The 26,437-nt window shown below is 46.4% G+C and carries 29 protein-coding genes; 10 read left to right on the forward strand and 19 right to left on the reverse strand.

From position 1 onward, the window contains the following. Positions 1-372 precede the first annotated feature (372 nt). The 8 genes from rlmB to zapE all read right to left on the reverse strand — a co-directional run bounded on the left by rlmB (position 373) and on the right by zapE (position 8,429). Positions 373-1,128 carry a 23S rRNA (guanosine(2251)-2'-O)-methyltransferase RlmB gene (rlmB, locus tag EKG39_RS22190; protein ID WP_126508163.1) on the reverse strand — a complete coding sequence of 252 codons (756 nt, stop codon included), beginning with the start codon at positions 1,126-1,128 and terminating at the stop codon, positions 373-375. A 15-nt stretch (positions 1,129-1,143) separates the two neighbouring features. Beyond that, entirely contained in the window at positions 1,144-3,630 is a 2,487-nt protein-coding gene (gene rnr / locus EKG39_RS22195) for a ribonuclease R (RefSeq protein ID WP_126508164.1), read from the reverse strand. 64 nt (positions 3,631-3,694) lie between these two features. Then, a complete protein-coding gene (locus EKG39_RS22200) occupies positions 3,695-4,276 on the reverse strand; it encodes a tetratricopeptide repeat protein (protein ID WP_425470196.1) in 582 nt (193 codons plus the stop codon). 247 nt (positions 4,277-4,523) lie between these two features. After that, positions 4,524-5,819 carry an adenylosuccinate synthase gene (locus EKG39_RS22205; protein ID WP_126508166.1) on the reverse strand — a complete coding sequence of 432 codons (1,296 nt, stop codon included), beginning with the start codon at positions 5,817-5,819 and terminating at the stop codon, positions 4,524-4,526. Positions 5,820-5,885: 66 nt separating this feature from the next. Further along, entirely contained in the window at positions 5,886-6,074 is a 189-nt protein-coding gene (locus tag EKG39_RS22210; RefSeq protein ID WP_126508167.1) for a DUF2065 domain-containing protein, read from the reverse strand. A 146-nt stretch (positions 6,075-6,220) separates the two neighbouring features. Further along, positions 6,221-6,613 carry a 30S ribosomal protein S9 gene (gene rpsI / locus EKG39_RS22215; RefSeq protein ID WP_076415846.1) on the reverse strand — a complete coding sequence of 131 codons (393 nt, stop codon included), beginning with the start codon at positions 6,611-6,613 and terminating at the stop codon, positions 6,221-6,223. 14 nt (positions 6,614-6,627) lie between these two features. Beyond that, positions 6,628-7,059, reverse strand: coding sequence for a 50S ribosomal protein L13 (gene rplM, locus EKG39_RS22220; protein ID WP_126508168.1), 432 nt, complete (start codon positions 7,057-7,059; stop codon positions 6,628-6,630). Between the two features lie 263 nt (positions 7,060-7,322). Continuing rightward, on the reverse strand, positions 7,323-8,429 hold the full coding sequence (zapE, locus tag EKG39_RS22225; RefSeq protein WP_126508169.1) for a cell division protein ZapE: 1,107 nt from the start codon (positions 8,427-8,429) through the stop codon (positions 7,323-7,325). On the opposite strand from zapE, the gene EKG39_RS23490 reads away from it, so the two are divergent. From EKG39_RS23490 to degS, 4 genes are all read left to right on the forward strand, one after another. Continuing rightward, positions 8,411-8,569, forward strand: coding sequence for a hypothetical protein (locus tag EKG39_RS23490; protein ID WP_185817689.1), 159 nt, complete (start codon positions 8,411-8,413; stop codon positions 8,567-8,569). The genes zapE and EKG39_RS23490 overlap by 19 nt on opposite strands. Before the next feature lie 237 nt (positions 8,570-8,806). After that, entirely contained in the window at positions 8,807-9,181 is a 375-nt protein-coding gene (locus tag EKG39_RS22230) for a ZapG family protein (RefSeq protein WP_126508170.1), read from the forward strand. Positions 9,182-9,328: 147 nt separating this feature from the next. Next, a complete protein-coding gene (gene degQ / locus EKG39_RS22235) occupies positions 9,329-10,681 on the forward strand; it encodes a Do family serine endopeptidase DegQ (protein WP_126508171.1) in 1,353 nt (450 codons plus the stop codon). A 304-nt stretch (positions 10,682-10,985) separates the two neighbouring features. Next, positions 10,986-12,071: an outer membrane-stress sensor serine endopeptidase DegS gene (gene degS / locus EKG39_RS22240; protein WP_126508172.1), complete on the forward strand. Its 1,086-nt coding sequence runs from the start codon at positions 10,986-10,988 to the stop codon at positions 12,069-12,071. Between the two features lie 140 nt (positions 12,072-12,211). On the opposite strand, the gene EKG39_RS23495 is transcribed toward degS, so the two are convergent. The 11 genes from EKG39_RS23495 to EKG39_RS22290 all read right to left on the reverse strand — a co-directional run bounded on the left by EKG39_RS23495 (position 12,212) and on the right by EKG39_RS22290 (position 21,721). Further along, a complete protein-coding gene (locus EKG39_RS23495; RefSeq protein ID WP_185817690.1) occupies positions 12,212-12,379 on the reverse strand; it encodes a hypothetical protein in 168 nt (55 codons plus the stop codon). 296 nt (positions 12,380-12,675) lie between these two features. Further along, positions 12,676-14,361: an Ig-like domain-containing protein gene (locus EKG39_RS22245; RefSeq protein WP_126508173.1), complete on the reverse strand. Its 1,686-nt coding sequence runs from the start codon at positions 14,359-14,361 to the stop codon at positions 12,676-12,678. A gap of 196 nt (positions 14,362-14,557) precedes the next feature. After that, positions 14,558-15,190 carry a response regulator gene (locus EKG39_RS22250; protein ID WP_126508174.1) on the reverse strand — a complete coding sequence of 211 codons (633 nt, stop codon included), beginning with the start codon at positions 15,188-15,190 and terminating at the stop codon, positions 14,558-14,560. 175 nt (positions 15,191-15,365) lie between these two features. After that, entirely contained in the window at positions 15,366-16,778 is a 1,413-nt protein-coding gene (locus EKG39_RS22255; protein ID WP_126508175.1) for a sensor histidine kinase, read from the reverse strand. 217 nt (positions 16,779-16,995) lie between these two features. Beyond that, positions 16,996-18,255: a UDP-N-acetylglucosamine 1-carboxyvinyltransferase gene (murA, locus tag EKG39_RS22260; protein WP_126508176.1), complete on the reverse strand. Its 1,260-nt coding sequence runs from the start codon at positions 18,253-18,255 to the stop codon at positions 16,996-16,998. Between the two features lie 13 nt (positions 18,256-18,268). Then, positions 18,269-18,559 (reverse strand): BolA family protein, encoded by a 291-nt coding sequence (locus EKG39_RS22265; protein WP_126508177.1) that lies wholly within the window; start codon positions 18,557-18,559, stop codon positions 18,269-18,271. 4 nt (positions 18,560-18,563) lie between these two features. After that, complete coding sequence (locus tag EKG39_RS22270; RefSeq protein WP_126508178.1) at positions 18,564-18,866, reverse strand: STAS domain-containing protein; 303 nt, start codon at positions 18,864-18,866, stop codon at positions 18,564-18,566. Further along, complete coding sequence (locus EKG39_RS22275; protein WP_185817691.1) at positions 18,867-19,523, reverse strand: MlaC/ttg2D family ABC transporter substrate-binding protein; 657 nt, start codon at positions 19,521-19,523, stop codon at positions 18,867-18,869. Positions 19,524-19,532: 9 nt separating this feature from the next. Next, positions 19,533-20,003 carry an outer membrane lipid asymmetry maintenance protein MlaD gene (gene mlaD / locus EKG39_RS22280; protein WP_126508180.1) on the reverse strand — a complete coding sequence of 157 codons (471 nt, stop codon included), beginning with the start codon at positions 20,001-20,003 and terminating at the stop codon, positions 19,533-19,535. 56 nt (positions 20,004-20,059) lie between these two features. Next, the gene (gene mlaE / locus EKG39_RS22285; protein WP_126508181.1) at positions 20,060-20,842 is read right to left on the reverse strand and encodes a lipid asymmetry maintenance ABC transporter permease subunit MlaE; all 783 of its coding nucleotides are present in this window, start codon (positions 20,840-20,842) and stop codon (positions 20,060-20,062) included. 63 nt (positions 20,843-20,905) lie between these two features. Then, on the reverse strand, positions 20,906-21,721 hold the full coding sequence (locus EKG39_RS22290) for an ATP-binding cassette domain-containing protein (protein WP_126508182.1): 816 nt from the start codon (positions 21,719-21,721) through the stop codon (positions 20,906-20,908). 177 nt (positions 21,722-21,898) lie between these two features. Here EKG39_RS22290 and EKG39_RS22295 point away from each other — a divergent pair, with 177 nt between their 5' ends. The 6 genes from EKG39_RS22295 (at position 21,899) to lptB (ending at position 26,388) form a co-directional block, all read left to right on the forward strand. Continuing rightward, positions 21,899-22,858 (forward strand): calcium/sodium antiporter, encoded by a 960-nt coding sequence (locus EKG39_RS22295; RefSeq protein ID WP_126508183.1) that lies wholly within the window; start codon positions 21,899-21,901, stop codon positions 22,856-22,858. Positions 22,859-22,897: 39 nt separating this feature from the next. Then, a complete protein-coding gene (locus EKG39_RS22300) occupies positions 22,898-23,875 on the forward strand; it encodes a KpsF/GutQ family sugar-phosphate isomerase (RefSeq protein WP_126508184.1) in 978 nt (325 codons plus the stop codon). 87 nt (positions 23,876-23,962) lie between these two features. Then, positions 23,963-24,514: a 3-deoxy-manno-octulosonate-8-phosphatase KdsC gene (gene kdsC, locus EKG39_RS22305; RefSeq protein WP_126508185.1), complete on the forward strand. Its 552-nt coding sequence runs from the start codon at positions 23,963-23,965 to the stop codon at positions 24,512-24,514. Next, entirely contained in the window at positions 24,511-25,068 is a 558-nt protein-coding gene (lptC, locus tag EKG39_RS22310) for an LPS export ABC transporter periplasmic protein LptC (protein ID WP_126508186.1), read from the forward strand. The genes kdsC and lptC overlap by 4 nt, the downstream gene beginning before the upstream one ends. Next, on the forward strand, positions 25,055-25,660 hold the full coding sequence (gene lptA / locus EKG39_RS22315; protein WP_126508187.1) for a lipopolysaccharide transport periplasmic protein LptA: 606 nt from the start codon (positions 25,055-25,057) through the stop codon (positions 25,658-25,660). The genes lptC and lptA overlap by 14 nt, the downstream gene beginning before the upstream one ends. Further along, positions 25,657-26,388, forward strand: a complete 732-nt coding sequence (gene lptB, locus EKG39_RS22320) for an LPS export ABC transporter ATP-binding protein (protein WP_126508188.1) — start codon at positions 25,657-25,659, stop codon at positions 26,386-26,388. The genes lptA and lptB overlap by 4 nt, the downstream gene beginning before the upstream one ends. Positions 26,389-26,437: the final 49 nt, after the last annotated feature.

Raw genomic sequence — 26,437 nt, forward strand, 5'->3', positions numbered from 1 at the left:
TCGCGTAAATATCATAGAGCCTGAGTTCGCTACTCAATTGAGAGCTCGTACATAAGTTCGCATTTATTTCTTCAAGATTGCCTGTTTGTTGTTGACACAGGGGAGTCCACATAAGATGCGGATGAGGGTATCGAAAACAGGGATGTTTTCGTTAAGCGGCCAAGGATGGCTTCACTGCGTCCCGAAGAAGTATCTGCACATACGCTCACCGCAGGTGATAGATAACCATAAAGGTAGAAATTACAACACGCCATCAAATGCCAAATAACAGATACAAAAATGCCGATGAGGACTAAACCACATCGGCATTCAATAACTCTGGCTAACACCTAACGGGCCAGCCAAAGAAAATTAACCTAATCGAATTCGCGATTAGCTCAACCTTTGGCGTACAGCCTCAAACAAGCAGATACCGCTGGCAACTGAGACGTTCAGGCTCGAAACAGACCCAGACATAGGTATCGATGCAATCGAATCGCAACCTTCACGAGTCAGACGACGTAGACCTTTATCTTCGGCGCCCATGGCGATAGCAAGGGAACCCTTAAGATCTGTCTTGTACAGGTCGCTATCGGCTTCTCCCGCTGCGCCAACAATCCACACACCTTTATCTTGCAGGCTCTTCATGGTACGGGCTAGATTGGTTACCTGAAACAGAGGCACAACTTCTGCCGCGCCACATGCCACTTTACTCACCGTTGGCGTTAAGCCTACTGAGTTATCACGAGGAACGATAACACCGTGTACTCCAGCGGCATCGGCATTACGCAGACAAGCACCCAGGTTATGCGGATCGGTAACACCATCTAAAATTAGCAAGAAAGGAGTTTCTGTCTTCTCAACTTCTATCTTATCAAGCAGTGCCAACAGGTCATTATCATTGAGCTGCTTGACGGCTTTTACGCGGGCCAGTACACCTTGGTGTTGTCCATTATCAGACTTTTCATCAAGGACTTTTCGCGCCGATGTCTGCACTGAAACACCGTATTCAGCAGCCATCTGAAGTAGCCTAGTTAATCTTTGATCATCGCGGCCAGCCTGCACCCACATTTCGATCACTCGTTCCGGACTATGCTTTAGTACCGCTTCAACGGCGTGAATTCCGAAGGTGATATCTTGTTTTTTCATCTTTTACTGTCTCTATTACTTGCTTGCTTTGACTTTACGCTTGGCCGAGCTCTTTTTTGCTGAAGACTTTTTAGCCTTCGACTTCTTAGCCGCCGATTTTGTTTTAGTGCCGGACTTCTTAGCTCCACCACTTGTACTCGCTTTACCAGAACCTAGGCTCTTTTCACCAGAGGCTTTAGCCTTGCCGGTCTTTGAGCGAGAACCGCGTCGTTTAGGTTTGTCACTCTTATCGCCCTTGGCCATTTTGGCGCCTTCGGCATTTACTCTCTCACGAGCTGTCATCGGCTTCTTGCCACGGCTTGGACGTTTAGACTTACCGTCCTCACCCGCCATCATCAGATCGATCTGACGATCATCGAGATTAACACCGGCGACCTTAACAGTTACCGCATCGCCGAGTTGATAGACTTGGCCAGAGGCTTCACCAACCAGACGTTGACGCATATTATCATATTGATAGTAATCGCTGCCCAGACTCGAGATATGAACCAGACCGTCGATAAACAACTTATCTAACCGGACAAACATGCCGAAATGGGTCACGGAGGCTATGACAGCCTCAAACGTATCGCCCACATGATCTTGCATGAACTCACATTTCAGCCAGTCACTCACGTCACGGGTCGCTTCATCCGCGCGGCGTTCTGTAGTTGAACACTCTTCACCTAGCAGATCTAGCTCTTCAATTTGATAGTTGTAACCACCACAGGGCGTCCACTTCTCTTTCGCCTCACCTTTCTCCTTTGCCAGCAGATAACGGATGACACGATGCAGTATCAGATCCGGGTAGCGGCGAATAGGCGAAGTGAAATGCGAGTATGCCTCTAAGGCCAAACCGAAGTGGCCCTCATTATCCGGGGTGTAGGTTGCCTGACGCATAGAGCGTAACAACATCACCTGAATAAGCTCAGCATCGGGTCTATCGGCAATCTTCTCCATGATGGCCTGATAATCTTTAGGCGTAGGCTCAAGCCCGCCTTCCATGGTTAAGCCACGCTCTTTCAAGAAGTCTTTGAAGTTAGTTAACTTCTGCTCAGATGGTGATTCATGGACGCGATAAAGCACTTCACCTTTGTGCTTTTTAACAAACTTAGCCGAGGCTACGTTGGCTAAGATCATGCATTCTTCGATGATCTTATGGGCCTGATTACGATTACGAGGCACTATGCTGTCAATCTTTCTATCATCGTTGAAAACGAACTGGGTCTCAGTTGTCTCAAATGCGATAGCACCGCGGTCTGCACGGGTCTCATCTAATGTCAGATACAGAGACTGCAGCGTCTGAAGATGTGGGAAGATAGGCTTGAGCTTATCACTCACCTCTCCACCTTCGAGCATATCCGCCACTTGCGTATAGGTCAGACGGGCATGAGAGTGCATCACGGCAGGGTAGAACTTGTAACCCGATAATTTACCGGCAGCAGAGATAGTCATCTCGGCGACCATACACAGGCGATCGACCTCAGGCATCAAAGAGCATAACCCGTTTGAGATCTTCTCAGGCAGCATAGGGATCACTTGCGATGGGAAATAAACTGAGTTACCTCGGCTACGTGCTTCTCTATCGAGTGCAGACTCTGTACGCACATAGTGACTCACATCGGCTATCGCAACCCATAAACGCCATCCACCACTCTTTTTCTTTTCGGCATATACGGCGTCATCGAAATCACGAGCATCTTCGCCATCGATAGTAACCAGCGGCAAGCCTCTGAGATCGACTCTTCCCTCTTTGTCGGCCTCTGTCACTTCATCGGGAATAGCCCGCAGTTTTTTCTCAATCAGACCCGACCAGGTATGGGGTAGATCGTAGTTGCGCAGGGCAATTTCAATCTCCATTCCCGGCGCCATCTGCTGACCCAGTACTTCGGTCACTTTACCTGCGGCTTTAACATAGCGGCCAGGTCGGCGAGTGAGGTCTAACACCACAATATCACCTTGACGGGCACCATTACGGTCTTCGTCAGGGATCAGGATCTCTTGGGTAATTCTTCTGTCATCGGCGATAACAAAAGCCATGCCTGAATCCAGATGAAAACGGCCGACTAGAGCAGCGGTTCTCTGCTCGACTAAACGAACGATTCGGGCTTCGCGGCGACCTTTGCGATCGACGCCAGCTTTTTGTGCCAGTACCTTATCGCCGTGAAAATACATCTGCATGTCACGGTTATTAATGAAGAGGTCGTCACCGCCCTCTTCAAGCTTCAAGAATCCAAAACCATCTTTATGCCCAATAATAGTCCCTGTTAACAGGTCCATTCTCTCTGGTAAACCATAGGCTTGACCACGGGTAAAGACTAACTGACCATCGCGCTCCATGGCACGAAGACGACGCCTGAGTGCTTCAAGCTGTTCTTCTCCTTCGAGCTTCAGAGCTGTCGCTATACGTTCACGGTTCAGAGGTGATTTTTCGGATCGCAAGTACTCTAAAATGAACTCGCGGCTAGGAATGGGGTTTTCGTAATTTTGTTGTTCACGCTTCAAATGCGGATCTTTGATCATTCAATATCTCAAATTTTTGTCCAGAACATTCTGGAACACACCAATTAGTTATTTATAATTGGTACTATTTACGGGATCTCAGGTGCTCCTGTTTTGCCCTAGCTATCGCGCTGGGCGGCATCTTCTCTGCGAGCACCTTCAATAATTCTAAGGCTTTCTCTTTGGTAGCCTCATCACTAAATACATCGTTATATAGCCAGTGATAAGCCATCTCATAGTCTCTTGGACTACCATAGCCTTCACCAAACAACCTGACTAACATCATACGGGCAGGCAGGTCGCCATTGGCTGCTGCGGGCAATACAAAATGAATTGCACGCTCTTTATCCTGGATCACAAACTTGCCGTCATGGTAATACTCGGCAATTCTCACCATCGCCTCGGCGCTACCCTGTTCTGCAGAATTACGCAGCAGGGAGATACCTCTGGGAGGGTTCGCCTTCACACAAATGCCATAATTGAGCATCTCGGCCCATAAGTACTGATAGAGCGGCAGTTTCAGCACTTCTGCTCTGGCTTCAATATCCTGAACTAATTGACAATCATCACCCTTCACCCGGGTGAGATACTGCTTAGTTCGAATCAACTCAATGAGCTGCTCCTGACTATAGATATCTAACGCCTTCGTTTCAGCCCAGCTCAGCATAGATGATAGCGAAAATACGGCTACCAATAGATATCTGAGTAGGGTTCCGATGGAACCTTTTAGCACTTCTCGCAACATGGATTCTCTCAACGACAAATTCATAAGTAGTGATCAGACAGGATACTCACAGTAAAAATTAAATATTCTGTCTCATCAGTACTTGATCTCATCGGCAGTATAACGCATTTCTTGAGAACTACCTGAATTTAAGGCCCAATAAAAAGGCCGCTTATGCGGCCTCTATATATTAACTAAACGGATTCACCAGAATCATGGTCTCGTTTCTATCGGGACCCGTTGAGATAATATCGATTGGCGTTTCTAACAACTCTTCGAGGCGTTTGATGTAGTTCAATGCCGCTTGAGGCAGTTGCTCTACAGAAGTCGCACCAAAGGTATTTTCGCTCCAACCAGGCATAGTTTCCAGTACAGGTGTAACTTGCTCATAGCCTTCGGCTGCAAGTGGAGTTACTGTAGCTACTGTCCCATCCGGGTACTCGTAACCAACACAGATCTTAACTTCTTTAAGACCATCCAGAACATCCAGCTTAGTCAAGCAGAAACCGCTTACGCTGTTGATCTGTACTGCGCGCTTCATCGCAACGACGTCTAACCAACCCGGACGACGCTTACGACCGGTAGTAGCACCAAATTCATGACCCTTAGTACCTAAGTAGTCACCAATTTCGTCATCCAACTCAGTTGGGAAAGGACCGGCACCAACACGAGTGGTGTAAGCCTTCATGATACCTAAGACATAGTCCAGGTGACGCGGGCCAAATCCAGAACCTGTCGCAACACCACCGGCAGTCGTGTTTGATGAGGTTACAAACGGATAAGTACCATGGTCGATATCGAGTAATGTACCCTGTGCGCCTTCAAACAGAATAGGCTCACCGGCTTTACGTGCCTGATCTAAAAGTTCAGTCACATCGACACACATACTCTTAAGGTAATCGGCAATAGCAAGTGCATCTTTCAATGTCTTTTCGTAAGACACTTCATCACACTTGTAGTACTCAGTCAGCATGAAGTTGTGATAAGCCATCACTTCTTTTAGCTTTTCTGCGAATAGCTCTGCATCAAACAGATCGCCAACACGAAGACCACGGCGTGAAACCTTGTCTTCATAAGCAGGACCGATACCACGTCCGGTTGTACCAATAGCATTGTTACCGCGTGCTTTCTCACGGGCAACATCCAGAGCACAATGGAATGGAAGGATGAGTGGACACGCTTCAGAGATAAGCAGACGCTCCTCTACAGGAACTCCGCGCTCTTTAAGCATGTTGATCTCAGTCATCAGAGCGTCAGGTGCCAGCACCACGCCGTTACCGATAATGCATTTTACATTATCACGTAAGATCCCTGATGGAATAAGATGAAGAACGGTTTTGTCGCCGTCGATAACTAAAGTATGACCCGCATTGTGGCCACCTTGGTATCGAACAACATATTTTGCCTGTTCGGTAAGTAGATCGACTATCTTACCCTTTCCTTCGTCACCCCATTGGGTGCCGAGAACTACGACGTTTTTGCCCATTATTTGCTGCACGGTAGTGGTTAAAACGGGATTTTAGCAGATCTATAGGGGCTTTAGGCAAGTATTTTATGAAAAAATAATCAGCAAAACGATACCCGCGGTTACTAATCCACCACCCAAACGTTGTAGAAGTTGCTGATTTTGATTTGAAATTTCCTTCAGGTATGCTCTCCAACGATTGGGAAATAAAAGCGGTCCGATCCCTTCAATAATAAGCACGATTCCCAGCGCTATCATGATTAACTGCAAAGACATAATTATGTGTTTCCACTCCAGAACAATCGACTAGACCTAGAGTAGCAAAAGAGGCAAAGAAAAACAGAGAAGAGATGCAGTTTTAAATTTCAGGCAATAAAAAACCCAGCAAATGCTGGGTTTTTTGTATTCTCGAGAGCGAAATATTAACGCTTTGAGAACTGTGGCTTACGACGTGCTTTACGTAGACCAACTTTCTTACGCTCAACTTTACGAGCATCACGGGTAACGAAACCAGCGGCGCGTAGAGATGGACGTAGAGCTTCATCAAGTTCCATCAGTGCACGGGTAATACCGTGACGGATTGCACCTGCTTGGCCAGTGATACCACCGCCCTTTACAGTTACATAGATGTCTAGTTTTTCAGTCATTTCAACTAACTCTAGTGGTTGACGAACAACCATACGAGCAGTTTCACGACCAAAATACTGATCTAGTGGAAGTTGGTTGACAACGATGTTGCCACTACCAGCTTTAGCGAATACGCGAGCTGTAGATGTTTTGCGACGGCCTGTGCCGTAGTACTGAGTTGCAGCCATTAGCTTAATCCCGTTTAGATATCAAGAACTTGAGGTTGTTGTGCAGCGTGGTTATGTTCTGTACCAGCGTAAACTTTAAGTTTACGGAACATGGCACGTCCTAAAGGACCTTTAGGTAACATACCCTTAACTGCTTTCTCGATAATCATTTCAGGCTTATGGTCTTGCAGCTTTTCAAAAGTGATTTGCTTAATACCACCGATGAAACCCGAATGCGAGTAGTACACTTTGCCTTTTGCTTTATTACCAGTAACAGTAACTTTATCAGCGTTAATAACGATGATGTAGTCGCCGGTATCGACATGAGGCGTATACTCTGGCTTGTGCTTACCACGTAGACGTGATGCAATTTCAGTAGCGATACGACCCAAAGTTTTACCTTCAGCGTCGACGACAAACCACTCGCGAGTGACTGTCTCTGGTGTAGCAGTAAAAGTAGTCTTCATTTTACAAAAACCCAATGTTAAAATTCTGTCTCACATGTTATTACCATTATTGGTAAATAACACAAATAGTGCCATTCCCCGCCCCTTCGAGCAAAGAATTAGGCTTTACAATATCCATCATATCGATGGAGTAACGAGGGCAGGTGGCGGATTATAGTCAAAGCTGAGCTAAAAATCACCTAATTTTTATTAAATTTATCAGCTTTCTCAGTGTATCCACCCGATAAGCGTTAAATAGGCCAAAAAGAGAGTAAAAAGCCCGATTACGGCAGATGTTCTAAGGCCAGGTAATCGTGAGATTGCATCTCGGTCAGTCTTGAACGGCACCGCCTAAATTCGAAATCCAGCAGTCCCTCACTATAAATTGCCTCTAATGACACTTCGGCCGATATTATCAACTTAACATTGCGCTCATAAAACTCATCCACCATGGCTAAGAATCGACGGGCGATATCATCTCCGGTTTGCTTGTCACCCATCTGTTCAACGCCACTGAGCAGCACCGTGTGATAAAGACAGGCTATCTCCATGTAATCTCTTTGGCTTCTGGGGCCGTCACAGAGTTCTCTGAAATTTGCAAGCAGTACTCCTTGAGCTTGTTTCCTGATCGCAATATTTCTCCCGTCCACATCAATATCAGAAGTAGATACCTCAGATTCCGGAGCCAGCTTATCGAAATAGGTGAGTAGATTCTTATCGGCTTGGGTATCGAGTGGAAAATGATAGATCTCCGCCTGCTCGAGTGTCCTTAAACGATAATCAATTCCTGAATCCACGTTGAGGATCTGACAATGCTTATTGATTAACGCAATTGCAGGCAGGAACCGAGCTCTTTGTAAACCATTTCGGTATAGATCGTCGGGAATGATATTTGATGTGGCGACCAATGCGACCCCCTCTTTGAAGAGAGCCTGAAAAAGAGTGCCGAGTAACATGGCATCTGTAATATCGGAGACAAAGAACTCATCGAAACAGATAACCTGATATTGTTCAGACATCTGCTTGGCAATGATCAACAAAGGATCCCTCTGTCCTTTCAAGCCATCGAGATCGATATGGATTTGATGCATGAAACGGTGAAAGTGGGCCCGTAATTTTTTATCACCCGGCAAAGAGTCAAAGAAGGTGTCCATCAGGTAAGTCTTACCGCGTCCGACGCCTCCCCATAGATAGAGTCCCTGCACCGTCTGCGGTTTGGTCCCCAACAGAGAAGTTAACTTACCAAAGATACCGGGCTTAGCATTGAGAAGCTGTAACTCATCATATACCCGCTGTAAGCTTCTAACGGCCTGTTCCTGTGCGCTATCGTGGGAGAAATCATCTCGGCTTAGGTCTTGCTGGTAATGTTGCCATGGAGTTAGATCCGACACGTAAAATATTCTCTTTTATCCCTGAGTTCACCGCTATCTATAACTCACTTCAACACGCCGGATTCAGTCAGTTAGAAGTAACAGTGTTCAAGGTGGTTAATCGCTCCCGCAATGAAAGAACTCCCAAGGAGGCTGCATAAAATTGCGGGACTCGTTATTTTTATTAAAAAAACCTGATAAACGTCTTGCCCGGTTCACCTTCGAGTTTCTCTTGAAGGTTCTATCCCCTGACCTCACTCGCTCAGTCCGCCACAGAGTGGCATGCTACCGATACACTGTGACTAATATGGTATCATGCCGATAATCACCAATGTACTAAGTTTTATTAGTAATGTTTTATTAGTAATGTTCAACGACTGAACAGTGAGGAGTGTTATATGGAATGGCCATTAGTCATTGCAACTTTTGTATTAGGCATCGTCTTAGGCTATGTAGGCAGAACCATTGTCGCGCGAAATAATGAATCAACCAGTAAAGACAAGGTACTGGAGCAGACTCGTTTAGAGTTAAGCCAACATAAGCAAGAGGTCACCGATCATTTTGAAGGACACTATAAGCAACTAGCCGAACTGACCGAGCAGTTAAACAGGGTCAACAAGCAGTGGAATGAAGCGGCCAATACTCTTGCCCCGGCAAGCAAGGCTAAGGCACTGCCGACCTTTACAGCAAAGGAGAGCCTGGATACGCAATCGAGTCAGGCTGAAGAGCAACTCGATATCGACAATGTCATCGTCATAAACCAAAATAATTAACCTTTGTTAATAATCATGAACTTTCATCCTATGCTTAGGGTCGGAATCAGTAACAATTGATCTTTAATATCTCTTGAAATGACATTCAAGCTGCAACTCACCTTCAAGAGATCATAAATCCATTTCCGGTATTGGAGCCATGAATAGATGAAAACAAAATTTAGCTTACTTTCTGCAGCCATCCTGACTGCCTCGCTTACTATGATGCCAGCAATATCCCAAGCTGCGATTCCTATGGCCGTCGATGGACAGAGTGTCCCTAGCCTTGCCCCTATGTTAGAGCGTACAACTCCAGCGGTTGTCGCCGTCGCAGTAACGGGAACTCATGTTTCTAAGCAAAAAATCCCCGATGCCTTCCGCTATTTCTTCGGCCCCAATGCCCCTCAAGAGCGGGTTCAGGAGAGGCCTTTTCGTGGATTGGGTTCCGGCGTCATTATTGACGCCAATAAAGGCTATATCGTCACCAATAACCATGTGATCGATGGTGCCGATGAGATCCTTATCGGACTTCATGACGGACGTGAAATCGAAGCTAAACTTATCGGCTCAGATGCTGAATCGGATATTGCACTACTACAGATAAAAGCTAAAAACCTGGTTGCGGTAAAACGCGCAGACTCTGATGAACTTAGAGTCGGTGACTTTGCTGTCGCTATCGGTAACCCATTTGGTTTGGGACAGACAGTGACATCAGGCATAGTGAGTGCTATGGGCCGCTCGGGATTGGGTATCGAGATGCTTGAAAACTTCATTCAAACAGATGCCGCAATCAACAGCGGTAACTCGGGTGGTGCACTGGTTAATCTCAATGGCGATCTTATCGGGATCAATACCGCTATCGTGGCCCCCGGAGGCGGCAATGTAGGAATTGGCTTTGCAATACCTGCCAATATGGTCAATAACTTAGTCGATCAGATTATCGAGCATGGAGAAGTCCGCCGTGGTGTTCTGGGTGTTTCCGGCAGAGACCTGACCAATGAACTCGCTCAAGGATTTGGTCTGGATACCCAACATGGCGGATTTGTCGATCAGGTTATGACAGATAGTGCTGCCGATAAGGCAGGGATCAAGGCCGGTGACATCATCACCAGTGTCAATGGTCGTAAGATTAAGAGCTTCCAGGAACTCAGGGCTAAAGTAGCCACTATGGGAGCCGGGGCCAAAGTAGAGTTTGGCTTAATCCGGGACGGAGATGAAGAAACTGTTACCGCGATCTTAGGTGAAGCGAGTCAGACAATTGAAGCTGCGGCCGGTGCGGTTCACCCGATGCTTGCCGGAGCAACACTGGAAAACAACGACGATGGTGTAGAGATAACCGATATCGCTCAAAATTCTCCTGCCGCTGCCAGCGGGTTACAAAAAGGAGATGTCATTGTCGGAGTAAATCGCTCTTCGATTGACGATCTGAAATCACTTAAGGCAACACTTAAAGATCAGCAAGGTGCCGTTGCGCTTAAGATTAAACGCGGGAAAAGCAGCCTTTATCTGGTACTCAGATAGTTGTGACCTGAGTGGGGGGAGGTTTTCCTCTTCCCCTTCTCTATTCACTTCTCTATTCACTTAGTCAATCAGTATGAAACTGGCTTTTCAATTCAAGGCGCATTGGTGAGGAAATGCTGCTCTTGGTTGTAGAACTTGGCCTTTTAAGTCAATGCAACGCAGGAGCTTGTTGCCGAGAATAACTATTAGCTTCAAGCATCCGCCTAGCCTACAGTGCTTTGAACTCCCGCTGAAAGACCACATATTTAGTAGGATTGGTATATTCATGTTAATCTAGCTCAAATTTTCTCTGCATCTTCCTAATATGGCTCTCAAAGACACACTCCTATATGTCGGCAAGGCGGTTATTTTTGGCCTGATAATGGCTGCTGTCTTTCTGTTTGTGACTCCACTGCTGACCAACAAGGACACATCGAGCCTTTTTTTCCAGAAGCGTGGTGATAACGGCTTTGAGCTTTCATTTTCTACTGCTGTGCGCCGGGCGGCCCCCGCCGTCGTCAATATATATAGCTTAAGTGTCAACCGTAACCAGCCGCTCAACTCAGGTTCTCTTCAAGGCTTGGGCTCTGGGGTGATAATGAGTAATGAAGGTTATATTCTCACTAACTATCATGTAATCAAACAAGCCGATGAGATAGTCGTCGCATTGCAAGATGGCCGCAAGTTCACCTCAGAAGTCGTAGGATCCGATTCCATAACCGACCTTGCCGTACTGAAAATAGAGGGGGGCAACCTGCCTATCGTCCCCATTAACCTGGATGTACCGGCTCTTGTTGGTGATGTAGTGTTAGCCATTGGTAACCCCTATAACCTAGGGCAAACCATCACCCAGGGCATTATCAGTGCGACGGGTCGTAATGGTTTGAGTTCCGGCTACCTCGATTTTCTGCAAACCGATGCAGCTATTAATGCCGGCAATTCAGGTGGTGCATTAATCGATACCAGCGGTCAGCTTATTGGCATCAATACAGCGGCATTTCAGGTTGGCGGAGAAGGCGGTGGTCATGGCATCAATTTCGCGATTCCAATCAAACTTGCTCACAGCATCATGGGAAAACTTATCAAAGATGGTCGTGTTATACGTGGTGCATTAGGTATTACGGGTGAACCCATCAGCTCTGTAATGGCTCAGATATTAAACCTTCCGGATCTAACCGGAGTGATGATCACAGGTGTTGACCCTCAGGGGCCTGCGGCTCAGGCACAACTCGCTCCAAGGGATGTTATCACCAAATATGAAGGTGAAGTCGTACCAGGCGTTGAAATGCTGATGGATAGAATTGCCGAAACGACACCGGGTAAGCAAATAACGATGACGATTATCCGTAAAGGAAAATACTACGAAGTCCCTGTCACTATCGGTGAGAACCTCTCCGCAAATGAGCAGTAATTAATTAAACAGATGAGCTGCCATTCACCACTTGAGTGGCAGCGTTATTCTTCACTTTTCCCCCTTAGCCCCCTTATACTCTCAAAGCCTCAAACTTGGCTAATCAACCCTTTACCTTCTAGATGGCTATATTTTTTAAGCTAAGGTTTGTGATCCATCGTTTTTAACAGCCCAACCCAAAATGCGAGCTCAAACAACACTCCTAACAACATGAAGAGCATTGCACCTCCTGAGAAGCTAGCCATATAACAAGCCACGGCGGCCAAAAACAGCAGAACAAGCACACCCAGCCTTAGCCATATATTCATAGTTAACTCCCTTTTCCTATAGACTAGCCGAGTCAGGACAGATAGATAATTCATAAAGTTTCATGGTGAGCGCGAGTTTCTAGTACCTAGTACCTAGCTTATAGCCTATAGCTCGTAGCCCTAAACATTCGCGGCTAAAGCCGCCCCTACATGGAGAATGTCGTAGCTCATAGCTCGTAGCTTAAATTTTAAATTGTGGGGGGAGTTTAAGTAATAAAAAAAGCCACTCCAATGATGAGCTGGAGTGGCTTGGTGGGCAAGGGACTAAATTAACAGACTCTTATAATTATAGTGACTTACAGGTGAATCTTAGGTAGTGCTACAGCTCTTTCGTTATAGTCAGTGTGACAGTTACCACATGTGAACTCAGCGGTTGCCCAAGGCATTTGGAACTTACCATCTTCGGTAAACTGCTTCGCTGCAGGGTCCAGGTCGATAGTGAACAAGTGAGACTTCACATCACCAAATACCACACCTGATTCTCCTTGTCTTGGCGCTGTCTTAATAGCACTCTTAGCGAGTTTAGGCATATGACAATCAGTACATTCTGCCGCCTTGTGAGGGGCTGCTGCCCATGTATTCTGTGCAAACTCTTTCTCACCAAGACCACTCGCATTATGACAATCTGTACAGGCTTTAACTGCTCCGGTGTGTAGGCCATCGGCGCTATCTGCATTCAAGGTAGACTTGTGAGAATCATGACAAGTGGTACATGTCCAGTCACTCTTAGGACCAATTTCGTCACCCGCTTTGTAAGTGCCATGGTCTTCCGGAACAACACCTAACATCTCATCGCCGGTTTGGTGATGCTTCGATAATCTGCTGCTGGAGATGATTCGTCCACCCACTTTACTGCCGCTAGGGAACGCGTCGTTATAATGGCTGACAAATGTTGGATAATCTTTCTCACCATCGCGAGTATGACATTCGGCACAAGTAACAGCCTTACCGTAAGCCATATCTTCAGCTAAGAAATCATCGGTAGTACGTGCAACTGCAACCTTAGTGATATTGTCTTTTGACGGTGCTTTGACGTGGAAACTACCCGCACCATGACAAGATTCACACTGAACGCCTTGCTCTGCAAAGGTACCATTCATGCCTGGAAGGCCATCTTGGCGGTCTGGATTACGAGTATCCCCTCCAGCTACATCAGTAGTGCGCTTCCAACCCGTTGTATGACAGTTACCACAGCTATATTTATAATTGAACTCGGTAGTCTTGTAATCGCCCATAACATCGGCATCACCTGGGTGATTATCAGGAATATTCAACTCACCGGCAGCATTACGAATGTTATATTGAACATTCTTACCTGTGACGATGTAGCCATCTTTGTCTAACCAGCGCATTTTCCAACCGTAACCACCGACTGTATATGAGACTTCGTCATAACTTGTCGGTGCACCTAAATCATTATTTGGTGTTGAATCGACCAGCAGATCGATAGCGCCAGTAATCGTTGCTTCCGGAGTGTATGGGAATGCAGGCTGCTCATTACCTGGGTTTTTAATAATCTTAAAGTTGTGACCAGTTTTAGAAAATGTTTCATGCTTACCACTGTGACACGTAGCACAAGCTGCTGAGCCAACGTATGCGAGTACTTCAGGCTCTGGCAGGGCTTCAACCGTCACAGTAACTTCGCCTGTCGCCTCATCGGTACCATCGGTGATGGTATAATTAAACTTCACTTCGCCGGCGGTTGCACCTGCTGTGAAGTCAATTTTTCCACTTTTAATAACGGCACTATCAGAGTCAACGGATACAATGGATAAGGTATCACCATCTGCGTCGGTATCGTTGGCCAATACATCTATGGTCACAACTTCTGAGACAGTTACCGTAGCGGTATCACCAACAACAACGGGAGCATTATTTACCGGTAGTGTAATTTCGTCATTATCATTATCACTACCACAAGCTACTAACATGGTTATCATGCTGGCAAGTGCTAGTTTTTTAAAGGGAATTTGTACGTTCATAAGTTCATCCTCACTTGGCTTTTTTGATATCGCCAACATTGCAGGGAGGGCGATTAATATGTCTCTTTGGACATGTATCCAGTATTGAGGCAATACCCATAAAGGGATAGATGAGGGGAGTTCACAACCAGATTAAAGTTGTGAACTATAGTTATCAGAATTTACTTAAATGGCTGTTTATATTGAAAAATAAAAATCAAGATAAGTTATGATGTTGTAAAACAAATTGACCTGTATTTGTCAAAATATAGATCTTCCTCTCGTTTTGCATAACGAGCCCGGCTTTCTTTAGCTGACGCAGATGAAAATTAAATTTAGTATGATCCTCTACTCCAACTAAACGACACAGATCCATAAATTTCAACTCTTTATGGCAACCAAGTGACTTTAATGTTTCACGCCGCAGTGGGTTAGCTAATGCTGCATAGACGCTATCTGAGTCGATATCTGAACTCGATTTCAGCAGCTGCTTCTCGGCGATACTGCGCCGTATCGTCATAATAAGATCGGCACTCTTAAAGGGCTTAGTCAGTACACTGTCGGCCCCCTTCTTCATCGCATCCACCGCTGTATCTACTGTGGCATAGGCAGTGACAATCACCACGGCCATAAAGGGGTTTTCCTGCCTCAGATTAGAGATGGCCTCTACACCCGTCATCCCCGACATAACCAGATCCATTAAGGCGATATCGAAAGAGTGGGTTTTACAAGCCAAAATGGCTTCCTCGGCGCTGGGCACCGCAATCACATCGAAGCCATCGAGCTCTAAAATATCGACCATATTTGTGCGAAGATCCTCATCATCCTCCGCAATTAACACTCGCGTCATCCACCACTCCCTTAAAAAGCGACACAAACCTGATACAAAACCATATCAAATTACAAAGGTAACGTCCTGTCTGAACGCAAGTTATTAGGCCAATACAGTTCTGACCACCAAACAGGTAGAAATATGAGTTAACCTGCCAAGCCAATCTTAAACTTGGTAAAGTAAACGGCAGAAGTTATAGCTGATCTTTTTCAAAAAATTCCGGTTTAGGAAAGTGCATCTCAATTTTTGTTCCCTGTCCCAGCTCACTCGCAATATTTAACACTCCACGGTGAAGTGCCACAATCTGCTCACAGATAGCCAGACCAAGTCCGGTTCCCTGCCCTATCGGCTTGGTCGAATAAAACAGCTCGGTTGCTCTTGAGAGGCTTTCTGAATCCATACCTGCGCCCCAGTCTTCGACGGTCAACCTCACATACCTGTCGCACTCACCGGCCGTAATGGCAATCTCGCTACCGGACTGAGAAGCATCCATGGCATTGGTTAGTAAATTTATCAGTAACTCCTCCAGCTTCACCTTCTGCCCCATCATGGTGATATCTTCTTCGCAATCGATGTTGATCCTATGGCTGTGATGCTTATGGGACAAGAGGTGGATGGAGGCGCTAATCACCTCACTCACAGGCACGAGTGAAGTATTCCCCTTTGCAGGGCGCGCATAGGCGAGTAACTCTTTACTGATCTCAGAGGCACGCTCGATACCCAAGCTGATACGCTCTATATATTTGAGCTGCTGCTCATCCAAATCCGGAGATTTTCGCTGAAATATATCCAGGGCTAAGGTCGATGAAGCCAAGGGGTTATTGATCTCATGGGCCATCCCCATAGCCAGGTGACCAATCGCTTTATATTTATCGGCTTCGATTGCGCGTTTAAGCTTCGCCTCGGTTGCCAGCTCCTTCTCAATATCGAACACTTTTAATGCCTTAAAAAGAGCAAACAGAATCAATGCGCCAGCCAGAGTGCGAAACACGGGAATACTGTGGTGTAGATCCGTAGGCACTAAACCCGACATAACCCCATAACAGAGCAAGCCAACACCGGTTGCGATAAAGTAGCTGCCATATTTATGCTGCTCCTGCATCAGCTTATAGCCGTAGAGAGCAATCCCGGTTGCAGCCAGAAAGGCACTGCCAAACCCTAAGAAGAGCCGGGTATAAAACGTAGCTTCCCGAAACGTATCTTCGGCAAGATAGATAGCGTGAGAAAAGTAGATAACGGTCCCTAAGTAGGCCAGAAGCGTCGCAATCACGACACTGCGTCCAACTCTGGCGACCCATTTGGAACCAATCCCAAACAACAGCCAGGCAAACACCATCAAAAAGCTATAGGAGAGAAACAGTTTTAAGAGTCTGAGCCACTCCGCCATCAGATGAAACTTGCCAGGAATATCATCGCTAAATTCCAGCAGGTATAGCTCTGACCATTCGTGAAAAGCATGGGAGAAACCAAATAGTGCCAGCGCCCAGAGAGTTGGGGCGATTTTAAGTTGGCTGTATTTGAAATTTCTAAACACGACCACACAGCCTATTGAAAAAAAGACCAGGCCGTAGAATAGGTAAATATTGAAAGTAATAAATGTTGGCATAGTCTGAACTTACCACAAACAGCTAACATTCATAGTACTCTCATTCCTATCGGTATAAGAATGTGATCGACTCTGGATTATTTTTGACAGGCTGATTTCAGATGATTAGACAATAGAGTAAGGCAGCACTTCTAAGCCATTCAACATAGAAATAGACACAAATAAAAAAGCCACCGATGAGGTCACCGGTGGCTTGATATCTAATATAGCGGCTTAATTATTGAGTTCGCTCAACATGGCCACCTAAGCCTTTAAACTTATCTTCAATATGTTCATAGCCACGGTCCAGATGATAGATTCGATCAACAATCGTCGTGCCATCGGCCACGAGTCCGGCAATGACTAAGCTTGCGGATGCTCTGAGGTCGGTCGCCATCACCTGTGCACCATTGAGCCTTTCAATTCCCTGAATGATGCAGGTATTACCCTCCAGCTCCATGTTGGCCCCCATACGGATCAGCTCAGGAACGTGCATAAATCGATTTTCAAAAATGGTTTCGGTTATGGTCGACGTCCCTTCGGCTAACACATTTAACAGACAGAACTGTGCCTGCATATCTGTCGGGAAACCTGGGTAGGGAACCGTTTTGATGTTAACGGCCTTTGGACGCTTACCTTGCATATCCAACTCGATCCAGTCACTGCCCGTTGTAATGTTCGCTCCGGCATCTTCAAGCTTAGCCAATACGGCTTCGAGAGTAGATGGGTCAGCATCGACACAGCGAATCTTGCCACGGGTTACCGCTGCAGCAATTAAGAAGCTTCCGGTCTCGATTCTGTCTGGCATGACTCGGTAATGACAACCATTCAAAGATTCAACACCTTGAATACGAATCGAGTCAGTGCCGGCACCTTCAATTTTTGCACCCATGGCGATCAAGCAGTTAGCTAAGTCGATAACTTCAGGCTCGCGGGCTGCATTTTCAATAATCGTCTCACCATCGGCAAGTGTGGCAGCCATCAACAAGTTTTCTGTTGCGCCAACACTGATCATATCCATAAAGATATGCGCACCTTTTAAACGGCCATCGACACGAGCCTTAATGTAGCCCTCTTCGACTTCGATTTTAGCGCCCATCTGCTCTAAACCATGCAGATGCAGGTTGACCGGGCGCGCACCAATGGCGCACCCACCAGGCAATGACACATCGGCGGTGCCAAATCGAGCAAGCAAAGGACCTAATATAAGGATCGACGCCCGCATGGTTTTAACCAAGTCATAAGGCGCACAGAAGTGGTCCAGCGAGGTCGTAGAGATACGCACCTCACTGTTATCACTGCGACTGACCTCGGCACCAAGGCAACGAAGCAACTCACAACTAGTATTTACGTCTCGTAGGTTTGGTACATTACTAACAACAAAATCGGTTTCAGCTAAGACGCCCGCCATCAAGATTGGCAATGCAGCATTCTTTGCACCAGATATAACAACATTACCGGCAAGCGCTTCGCTCGCCTCAATTTTTAATTTATCCACTTTAGCTCTCAGCTTACATGTTAAATACTTTTTCACGCTTCCATTGTGTCGGCGTGAAAGCATTGATCGTTAGCGCATGTAGTTCACCACTGGTGATACGATCCATTAACGGTCCATAAATTGTTTGCTGCTGCTTCACTCGTCCCATTCCATCGAAACACTCACCGACGGCAACGATTTTATAGTGGGTACCAGCTTGGGTCACATGAACTTCATCTAATGAAAGTGCATCTAATAACAGCTGCTCTAGCTCTTTCAGTTTCGCTGTATCTTCGTTAACTTGCTCTGTTTCGTTGGAATCCATGGTTCTATTTACCTTGTAATGCTTCTTCACTGAAGAAGAGTTCTAAATCATATAAGCCGATTAATTTTAATAATTGAATCGATGGTGAGGTCAGCACAAGCTTTCTGCTTTCACTCTTTGCCAGGCTTAGCAGCTCCAGGAGAAAAGCAACCCCGGCACTATCACTGTAGGACAATGCTGACAAGTCAATAACTTGAACGCTTTTACTCATTAAGGTATCTCGCTTACTCCAAAGTTTCACAACTTCGACTTGAGATAAGCGGCCACTAACTCTGCACACCACGCCATCTTCAACAAATTCTGCCACTTAAACCTTTTTCCCTTTCGGATCGCGAATAATATGCCCCTGAGTGCGTTGCTCCAGGTCAAGGATCACAGTGTCGATGCCTTTTTGACGAATGAGGTTTGAGATCTCTGAGCTTTTCGATGCAAGCAGGCTTACCCCCTCAGCCACAAGATCAAACGCCTTCCAACTATCATCTTTCAAACGGCGCACCCTGAACTGCAGCTTAATCGGAGGGCGACCCGCTTCGATGACCTGTACATTCACATTCACCATATTTTCATGGGTAAAGTCAGCCGGAGGGGCAAATTTCACCTTTTGATCTGTGTACTCGGTAAACGCTTGCGCATAGGTTGAGATTAAGTAGCCCTGAAATGCGGTAACGAAGCGCTCTCTCTGCTCTTTAGTTGTCTTCTTTAAATAAGATCCCATGACCTTATAGGACGCATATTTATAATCGATATAAGGCATCAACTCATCCGAGACTATCACCTTAAGGTGGTCAGGATTGGTCTTAATTATGTCAATATCATGATGAAATCTGTCAAAAGTCCTATTTGCCACCGCCTCCACCATATCATAGGGATCCATGGTGTTCACTTCTGAGTCTTCATAATGAGCCGAAGCACTGAAAACCAGCAGTAACAATGAAGCTACTAACTTATTAATGTGATTATATATTCTCATTTCTTAATCCTTTGAAGAGGTGCTATACAGGAACTGACCGATCAGGTCCTCCAGCACGAGTGCAGAATGAGTATCATCAATACGGTCGCCATCGACTAACATGGCAATATCCTCATCCATAAACCCAGGAGTCAAGCCTAAAAACTGCTCACCGAGTAATCCAGAGGTCAAAATAGACAGACTACTTGTCTCAGGAAACTGATTAAACTCTTTATCCATCGACAGTTCGACAATCGGCACTAATTCAGAGGTATCCAGTGTAATCGCACTCACTCGACCCACGACTACGCCACCGACTTTAACCGGGGAACGGACTTTCAAACCACCAATGTTGCTGAACTTAGCATAGAGGGTATAACTACTATTCCCCGTCTTAACTTCAACATTAGCCACATTAAAGACTAAGACCAAAAATGCGGTAAATCCTGATAAAAGAAAGAGCCCTACTAAAACTTCAATTTTCCGAGTTAACATACTCTCATTTCCACTCTACATTTGAATATCAAAAAAATGAAATTCATGTTCATCCATTAACGACCAAACATCACCGCGGTAAGCAAGAAGTCCAGCGCCAATACGGCCAAGCTAGACTGAACAACGGTTTGCGTTGTTGCCTTACTGATACCCTCCGGATTCGGGATCACCCGGTAACCTCGATACAAGGCAATCCAGGTCACGACGACGGCAAATACCAGACTCTTAATTATGCAGTTAACTATATCTTCGCGCCACTCGACGGATGCCTGAAGAATCGACCAGAAACTCCCGCTGTCGATCCCTTTCCATTCAACCCCTACGACATGCCCACCATAGATGCCCACGGCGGTAAATATCAAGGCTAACATAGGCAAGCTGACCACTCCGGCCCAAAATCTGGGTGCAATAATCTGTCTGAGAGGATCGATAGCCATCATCTCAAGACTCGACAACTGCTCTGTGCTCTTCATTAAGCCAATTTCTGCGGTGAGCGCCGAGCCGGCACGACCGGCAAACAAGAGTGCCGTCACCACAGGCCCCAACTCTCGAAGGAGACTTAAGGCCACCATAGGACCCAGACTCTCTTCGGTACCAAAACCGACTAAGATGTTATAACCCTGAAGGGCTAACACCATGCCGATAAAGAGGCCCGAAACAAAAATCAACACCATCGATTGAACACCGACAATGTAAAGCTGCCTGACAAATAGCGGGAAGCCTTTGATTCTGGGTTTACGCGCTATCGCTCCCCAGAGCATTAAACCTGCACGCCCGAGACCGACAACAAAATCTATGGTAAGTCTGCCAAGACTCGCCAGTTGATTAGTCATATTCATTGACCACTCCCGTGAATGAGGCAATGACACTTAAATAGTAAATACGATTTATCTCCATCATCGCTAACCTACTAACTCCTTTTGATAGTCCTCAGCAGGGAAATGGAACGGAACCGGACCATCCGGCTCTCCGCCAATAAACTGCTTCAATTGAGGATTGTCAGCATTTTTCAACTCTAGTGGAGTACCGTGAGCAATGATCCGCTTATCAGCCATCACATAAACATAATCGGCAATACTCAATACCTCTTGCACATCGTGAGAGATAACCACAGATGTTAACTGAAGTGCATCGGACAGCTCACGGATCAGTTTAACCAAGACCCCCATAGAGACAGGATCTTGGCCGGCGAAAGGCTCATCATACATCACCATCTCAGGTTCCAGGGCTATCGCTCTTGCAAGTGCTGCTCTGCGCTGCATTCCTCCGGAAAGTTCACTGGGCATCATGGATGCAGTCCCACGCAGCCCCACGGCTTCAAGCTTCATCAACACTATTCGTCTGATGATTTTTTCAGATAAACCTGAGTGCTCTCTTAACGCAAATGCCACATTATCGAACACATTCATGTCGGTAAAAAGGGCGCCACTTTGAAACAGCATGCTCATCCGCTTACGCATATTGAACAGCTGCTCTCGGCTGCATCTATGCACATCCTGGCCATCGAACAACACTTGTCCGGCGTCAGGTATCAGCTGCCCCCCCATTAGCTTCAACAGGGTCGTTTTACCTATTCCGCTGGGCCCCATGATAGCGGTCACCTTACCTTTAGGAATAGACAGGCTGATATCATCAAAAATGATATGTTCACCCCGACTGAAATCCAAATTACGGACTTCAACCAATGATTTCGGCTCGATTGGTACCTTGTGATTCATTTCACTTCCATTTATGCAACGGGTGAGAAGACGACTGTTCAGGCGAAAGAAAAGAGGCAAATTGTACGTAATTGACCTATTCGGTACAACTGAATCGACACTATCTTGCCTCAATACTTTCAATTTTGCTCATTTCCGGCGAAAATGCGCGTCAGACTATCTCTAGAATGTAATTTGATGTTATTTAATATTTTCATGCTTATCGCTGGATTGGGTGCCCTGGTTTGGAGTGCTGACAAGTTTGTATATGGAGCGGCCGCCTTTGCAAGAAACCTCGGGCTCCCCCCTATGCTAATAGGACTAACCATTGTCGCGATGGGCAGTTCTGCGCCAGAGATGTTCGTTGCAGCAACCGCTTCAATGGAAGGCATGACTGATACCGCTATAGGTAATGTTCTGGGCTCAAACATTGCCAACATCACGCTTATCTTAGGGATAACGGCTCTATTGGGTGCTATTTCAGTCAGCTCACAGACCCTGCTGCGTGAAATCCCTATGATGCTGGGTGCAACTGTGATTGTCGGCTACTTCCTTCATGATGGCTTCCTCACCCGAATAGAAGGCTTTATGCTGATGGGGCTGTTTTTTACCCTCATGGGTTATCTTATCTGGCATGGATTAACCAATAAAAATCATGATCCCCTTGAAGATGAAGCCGATGACGAGATCCCTAAAGGGGTTCCAACACATAAAGCAGTTTTCTGGTTGGTCGTCGGCATCGTTTTATTGCCCCTTTCGGCCGACTGGATGGTACAAGGTGCCGTGGGCATAGCAAAAGCCTACCACCTCTCAGATCTCGTAATAGGCCTGACAATTATCGCCATTGGTACCAGCTTACCCGAACTTGCAGCCTGTGTGGCAGGAGTGCTCAAGAAAGAAGACGACTTGGCCATAGGTAACATCGTAGGCTCAAACTTATTCAATATCCTCGCAGTACTGGCATTGCCTGGCATTATCGCTCCCGGAGAGGTTGATGCCGCTGCCAGCACGCGAGATTTTTATATGGTACTAGCAACCAGCAGCGCGCTAGCTGTTCTCATTCTACTCAGTGGACGCGTCCGCCAATTGAAACCTTGGCATGGCGTTGTGTTACTTTGTACTTTTATTGCGTACCAATTAGTCCTTTTTCTCGCTTAATCCCGAGAGTGATAAAGCCGAATCAACAGAGAGATAAAAATGGTAGATGAAACTCAATTACGCCAATGGGGCAGAAATGTTATCGATATCGAAAGAAATGCTCTCGATAATCTATACCAGTATGTAGATTCTGCAGAGTTTGCTACGGCGTGCAGGTTAATCCTCGAATGTACCGGCAAGGTCATCGTGATGGGGATGGGCAAATCCGGACATATAGGCAATAAGATTTCGGCAACCTTAGCCAGTACCGGCACCCCCGCATTCTTCGTTCACCCCGGTGAAGCCAGCCACGGCGATCTTGGCGTTCTGAGTGAAAATGATATCATCTTGGCCATCTCAAACTCAGGTGAAGCCAGTGAAATTCTCACCCTGATGCCGGTGATCAAACGGATAGGGCTGCCAATTATCGCCGTTACCGGTAAACCCGAATCGAATATGGCCAAGTTGTCTATCGTGCACCTGTGTATCGAAGTACCGGAAGAGGCTTGTCCTCTTGGACTGGCACCGACCTCGAGTACCACTGCCACCTTAGTCATGGGAGATGCACTGGCCGTCGCGCTGCTGCAAGCCCGTGGATTCACCAAGGACGACTTTGCACTATCACACCCAGGCGGGAGCTTAGGCCGGAAATTACTGCTTAAAGTTAGCGATGTTATGCATAAAGCAGCCGAACTACCTCTGGTCAGCCATAATATCTGCATTACAGATGCGCTGTATGAGATTTCAAAGAAAGGCTTGGGCATGACTGCCGTTGTCGATGATGATAACAAACTCGTCGGTATCTTTACCGATGGCGACCTACGCAGAGTGATCGACGCCGAAGTCAACCTGAGGAAGACCTCGATAAGTGATGTGATGAGCAGAGGCTGCGTAACTGTTTGTGATGGGATCTTGGCAGCCGAAGCCTTGAAAGTGATGGAAGAGAAAGACATTAACGGCCTGATCGTCATCGATGAACTGCAGCAGCCGATCGGTGCATTGAACATGCTGGATATGGTTAAAGCGGGCGTGATCTAACCGTGACAACGTCAGATTTAGTCAGTCAAAAACAGGTTTACTGCAGGTTTAAGAATTCAGGCACAATTAAAGCGGGAGGCGCTTAACATGTCACATCAAGGTTTTTACGGTCCCATAAGTGAAGATGTTTGGCAAAAAGCAAAAAATATCAAGTTACTCATCTGTGATGTCGATGGTGTCTTCTCCGATGGCCTGGTTTACATGAGCAACGGCGGTGAAGAGCTGAAAACCTTCCATACTAGAGATGGCTACGGAGTAAGGTCTCTGCTCACCAGTGATATCCCTGTCGCTATCATCACCGGGCGTAAATCCCAGATAGTCGAAGACCGTATGACGGCCCTTGGGGTCACTCATATCTACCAAGGTGTAGACGATAAGTTGGTGCCATATCAGGACCTGCTAGCTCTTTATAATGTCAGCCCTGAGCAGGTCGCCTATATCGGTGATGACATGGTGGATCTTCCGGTGATGAAGCAGGTGGGATTATCTGTGTGTGTTGCCGACGGACACCCTTATGTCAAGCAACATGTCGACTTCACCACAACTATTCGTGGTGGCCACGGTGCATTGCGTGAATTGACGGATCTTTTGTTACTCAGCCAGGATAAGTTCGATACCGCTCACGGAATGAGTATATGAATAGAGTGACTCTGGCCATTATTGCCTTTTTTGGTACGGCTTTAATACTTTATTGGCAGGTGCAATCGAAGAGAGGCACTGAAGAGGTGGCAATAGATGCCAGTCTTCGACCGGACTATGTTGCCGATAACCTGCGAAGCGTAGAGTATAACGAGCTGGGCCTGGTTAATAGCCGTGTTACTGCGACTCATATGGAGCATTATGAAGAGGCCAATATGACCTACTTCACCCAACCCATCTATTTAGTTTATCCCGATCAAGGGCAAGCTCAATGGCGTCTTCAATCATCTGAGGGAACACTGAACAAAAAATCGGGTAAAGTGATTCTGGAGAAGGATGTTATTATTGATGCAATTAGCCCGGAAGAGCCTGTTCAGACAATTAAAACGACCTACCTTGAATTAGATCTAAACACTATGATTATGACATCGGATCGCGATATCTACATCACAGGTACCGATTTTTTGATTAAAGGGGTTGGACTCTACGCAGATCTTAATGCTCAGAGTGTGCAATTAACCAGTCAGGTTGAAGGAATATATGAAGCAAAATAAATTACTTATCATCGTCATGCTATCCCTAGTTAGTTTTAGTGGGATGGCTAAACTGGACGATCTGAAACAGGAAGTGAAGATCTCTGCCGCCAGTCAGGAAGCAGATATTAAAAATAACCAGATCATCTTCAACGGCCCCGTCGAAGTCACCCAGGGTTCAGTAAAGATCCTGGCCGATGAGCTCAGAGCATTTTCTAAAGAGGAAGGCGGCGGAAAGATACTGGTTGCAACGGGAAGCCCAGCCACCTATTCACAGATAATGGAAGATGGTCGCCCGGCATCTGCGAGTGCCAAAGAGATACGCTACGAGCTATCCAGCAGAACCTTAACCCTTATCGGCAATGCCACTCTGGAGCAGGCAGGCAGCCAGGTAACGGGTAACCAGATCCGTTACAACATAGCTAAGCAACAACTCATTGCTGAGAGTACCGGCAATGACAGAGTGATCACCATCATTCAACCTGAAAACTATCAGGAAGAGACAGAGACAGAGCCTGAGCCACAAACACCAACACCAACACCATCAGATGAACCTGAGGTGAAAAAACAGATCCAGCCAGAACAAGCGACTATAAAGCAGGAGCCAAAATGAGCGAGATGACGCTAAAGGCCGTTAACCTTGCCAAGAGCTATAAGAGTCGTGCCGTAGTACAAGATGTGAGTCTCACAGTAAAAACAGGGCAAATCGTCGGTCTGTTAGGTCCCAATGGTGCCGGAAAAACCACTACGTTTTATATGGTGGTTGGCCTGGTGCAGAGTGATAAGGGGCGCATCTTTATTGACGAGGATGACCTGACCTTAGATCCAATGCATCTACGCGCCAGAAAAGGGATAGGTTACCTGCCGCAAGAAGCCAGTATTTTTCGTAAGCTCTCGGTCAGAGATAACATCATGGCGGTATTACAGACCCGCTCAGAGATGGATAACAATGAGCGCGAAGAGCAGCTTGAACACCTGTTAGAAGAGTTTCATATCACTCATATCAGAGACAGTCAGGGTATGGCATTGTCTGGTGGTGAACGTCGACGAGTCGAAATTGCACGAGCATTGGCGGCAAATCCAAAATTTATCCTGCTCGATGAACCCTTTGCAGGTGTCGATCCGATTTCGGTTATCGACATAAAGAAAATCATCTTACAGCTCAAGAGTCGAGGGCTTGGCGTGCTAATCACAGACCATAACGTTCGTGAAACACTGGACGTTTGTGAGCACGCCTACATAGTGAGTCACGGAAACTTAATCGCCGAAGGCACCCCTGCCGAAATCTTAGACAATCAGCAGGTACGGGCAGTGTACTTAGGTGAACAATTCAAGCTATAGTTAATCTATAGCGTCGATTTTGAAGTAACATATTCGTTAAGACTCGCAA

Source organism: Shewanella atlantica, assembly GCF_003966265.1.
GTDB lineage: Bacteria > Pseudomonadota > Gammaproteobacteria > Enterobacterales > Shewanellaceae > Shewanella > Shewanella atlantica.

Coding starts and splice junctions, on each gene's coding strand:
- rlmB (WP_126508163.1), bottom strand. CDS start 1,128: ATGAAAAAACAAGATATCACCTTCGGAATTCACGCCGTTGAAGCGGTA.
- rnr (WP_126508164.1), bottom strand. CDS start 3,630: ATGATCAAAGATCCGCATTTGAAGCGTGAACAACAAAATTACGAAAAC.
- EKG39_RS22200 (WP_425470196.1), bottom strand. CDS start 4,276: ATGCTGAGCTGGGCTGAAACGAAGGCGTTAGATATCTATAGTCAGGAG.
- EKG39_RS22205 (WP_126508166.1), bottom strand. CDS start 5,819: ATGGGCAAAAACGTCGTAGTTCTCGGCACCCAATGGGGTGACGAAGGA.
- EKG39_RS22210 (WP_126508167.1), bottom strand. CDS start 6,074: ATGTCTTTGCAGTTAATCATGATAGCGCTGGGAATCGTGCTTATTATT.
- rpsI (WP_076415846.1), bottom strand. CDS start 6,613: ATGGCTGCAACTCAGTACTACGGCACAGGCCGTCGCAAAACATCTACA.
- rplM (WP_126508168.1), bottom strand. CDS start 7,059: ATGAAGACTACTTTTACTGCTACACCAGAGACAGTCACTCGCGAGTGG.
- EKG39_RS23490 (WP_185817689.1), top strand. CDS start 8,411: ATGGAGTTAGATCCGACACGTAAAATATTCTCTTTTATCCCTGAGTTC.
- EKG39_RS22230 (WP_126508170.1), top strand. CDS start 8,807: ATGGAATGGCCATTAGTCATTGCAACTTTTGTATTAGGCATCGTCTTA.
- degQ (WP_126508171.1), top strand. CDS start 9,329: ATGAAAACAAAATTTAGCTTACTTTCTGCAGCCATCCTGACTGCCTCG.
- degS (WP_126508172.1), top strand. CDS start 10,986: ATGGCTCTCAAAGACACACTCCTATATGTCGGCAAGGCGGTTATTTTT.
- EKG39_RS23495 (WP_185817690.1), bottom strand. CDS start 12,379: ATGAATATATGGCTAAGGCTGGGTGTGCTTGTTCTGCTGTTTTTGGCC.
- EKG39_RS22245 (WP_126508173.1), bottom strand. CDS start 14,361: ATGAACGTACAAATTCCCTTTAAAAAACTAGCACTTGCCAGCATGATA.
- EKG39_RS22250 (WP_126508174.1), bottom strand. CDS start 15,190: ATGACGCGAGTGTTAATTGCGGAGGATGATGAGGATCTTCGCACAAAT.
- EKG39_RS22255 (WP_126508175.1), bottom strand. CDS start 16,778: ATGCCAACATTTATTACTTTCAATATTTACCTATTCTACGGCCTGGTC.
- EKG39_RS22265 (WP_126508177.1), bottom strand. CDS start 18,559: ATGGATTCCAACGAAACAGAGCAAGTTAACGAAGATACAGCGAAACTG.
- mlaD (WP_126508180.1), bottom strand. CDS start 20,003: ATGTTAACTCGGAAAATTGAAGTTTTAGTAGGGCTCTTTCTTTTATCA.
- mlaE (WP_126508181.1), bottom strand. CDS start 20,842: ATGAATATGACTAATCAACTGGCGAGTCTTGGCAGACTTACCATAGAT.
- EKG39_RS22290 (WP_126508182.1), bottom strand. CDS start 21,721: ATGAATCACAAGGTACCAATCGAGCCGAAATCATTGGTTGAAGTCCGT.
- EKG39_RS22295 (WP_126508183.1), top strand. CDS start 21,899: ATGTTATTTAATATTTTCATGCTTATCGCTGGATTGGGTGCCCTGGTT.
- EKG39_RS22300 (WP_126508184.1), top strand. CDS start 22,898: ATGGTAGATGAAACTCAATTACGCCAATGGGGCAGAAATGTTATCGAT.
- kdsC (WP_126508185.1), top strand. CDS start 23,963: ATGTCACATCAAGGTTTTTACGGTCCCATAAGTGAAGATGTTTGGCAA.
- lptC (WP_126508186.1), top strand. CDS start 24,511: ATGAATAGAGTGACTCTGGCCATTATTGCCTTTTTTGGTACGGCTTTA.
- lptA (WP_126508187.1), top strand. CDS start 25,055: ATGAAGCAAAATAAATTACTTATCATCGTCATGCTATCCCTAGTTAGT.
- lptB (WP_126508188.1), top strand. CDS start 25,657: ATGAGCGAGATGACGCTAAAGGCCGTTAACCTTGCCAAGAGCTATAAG.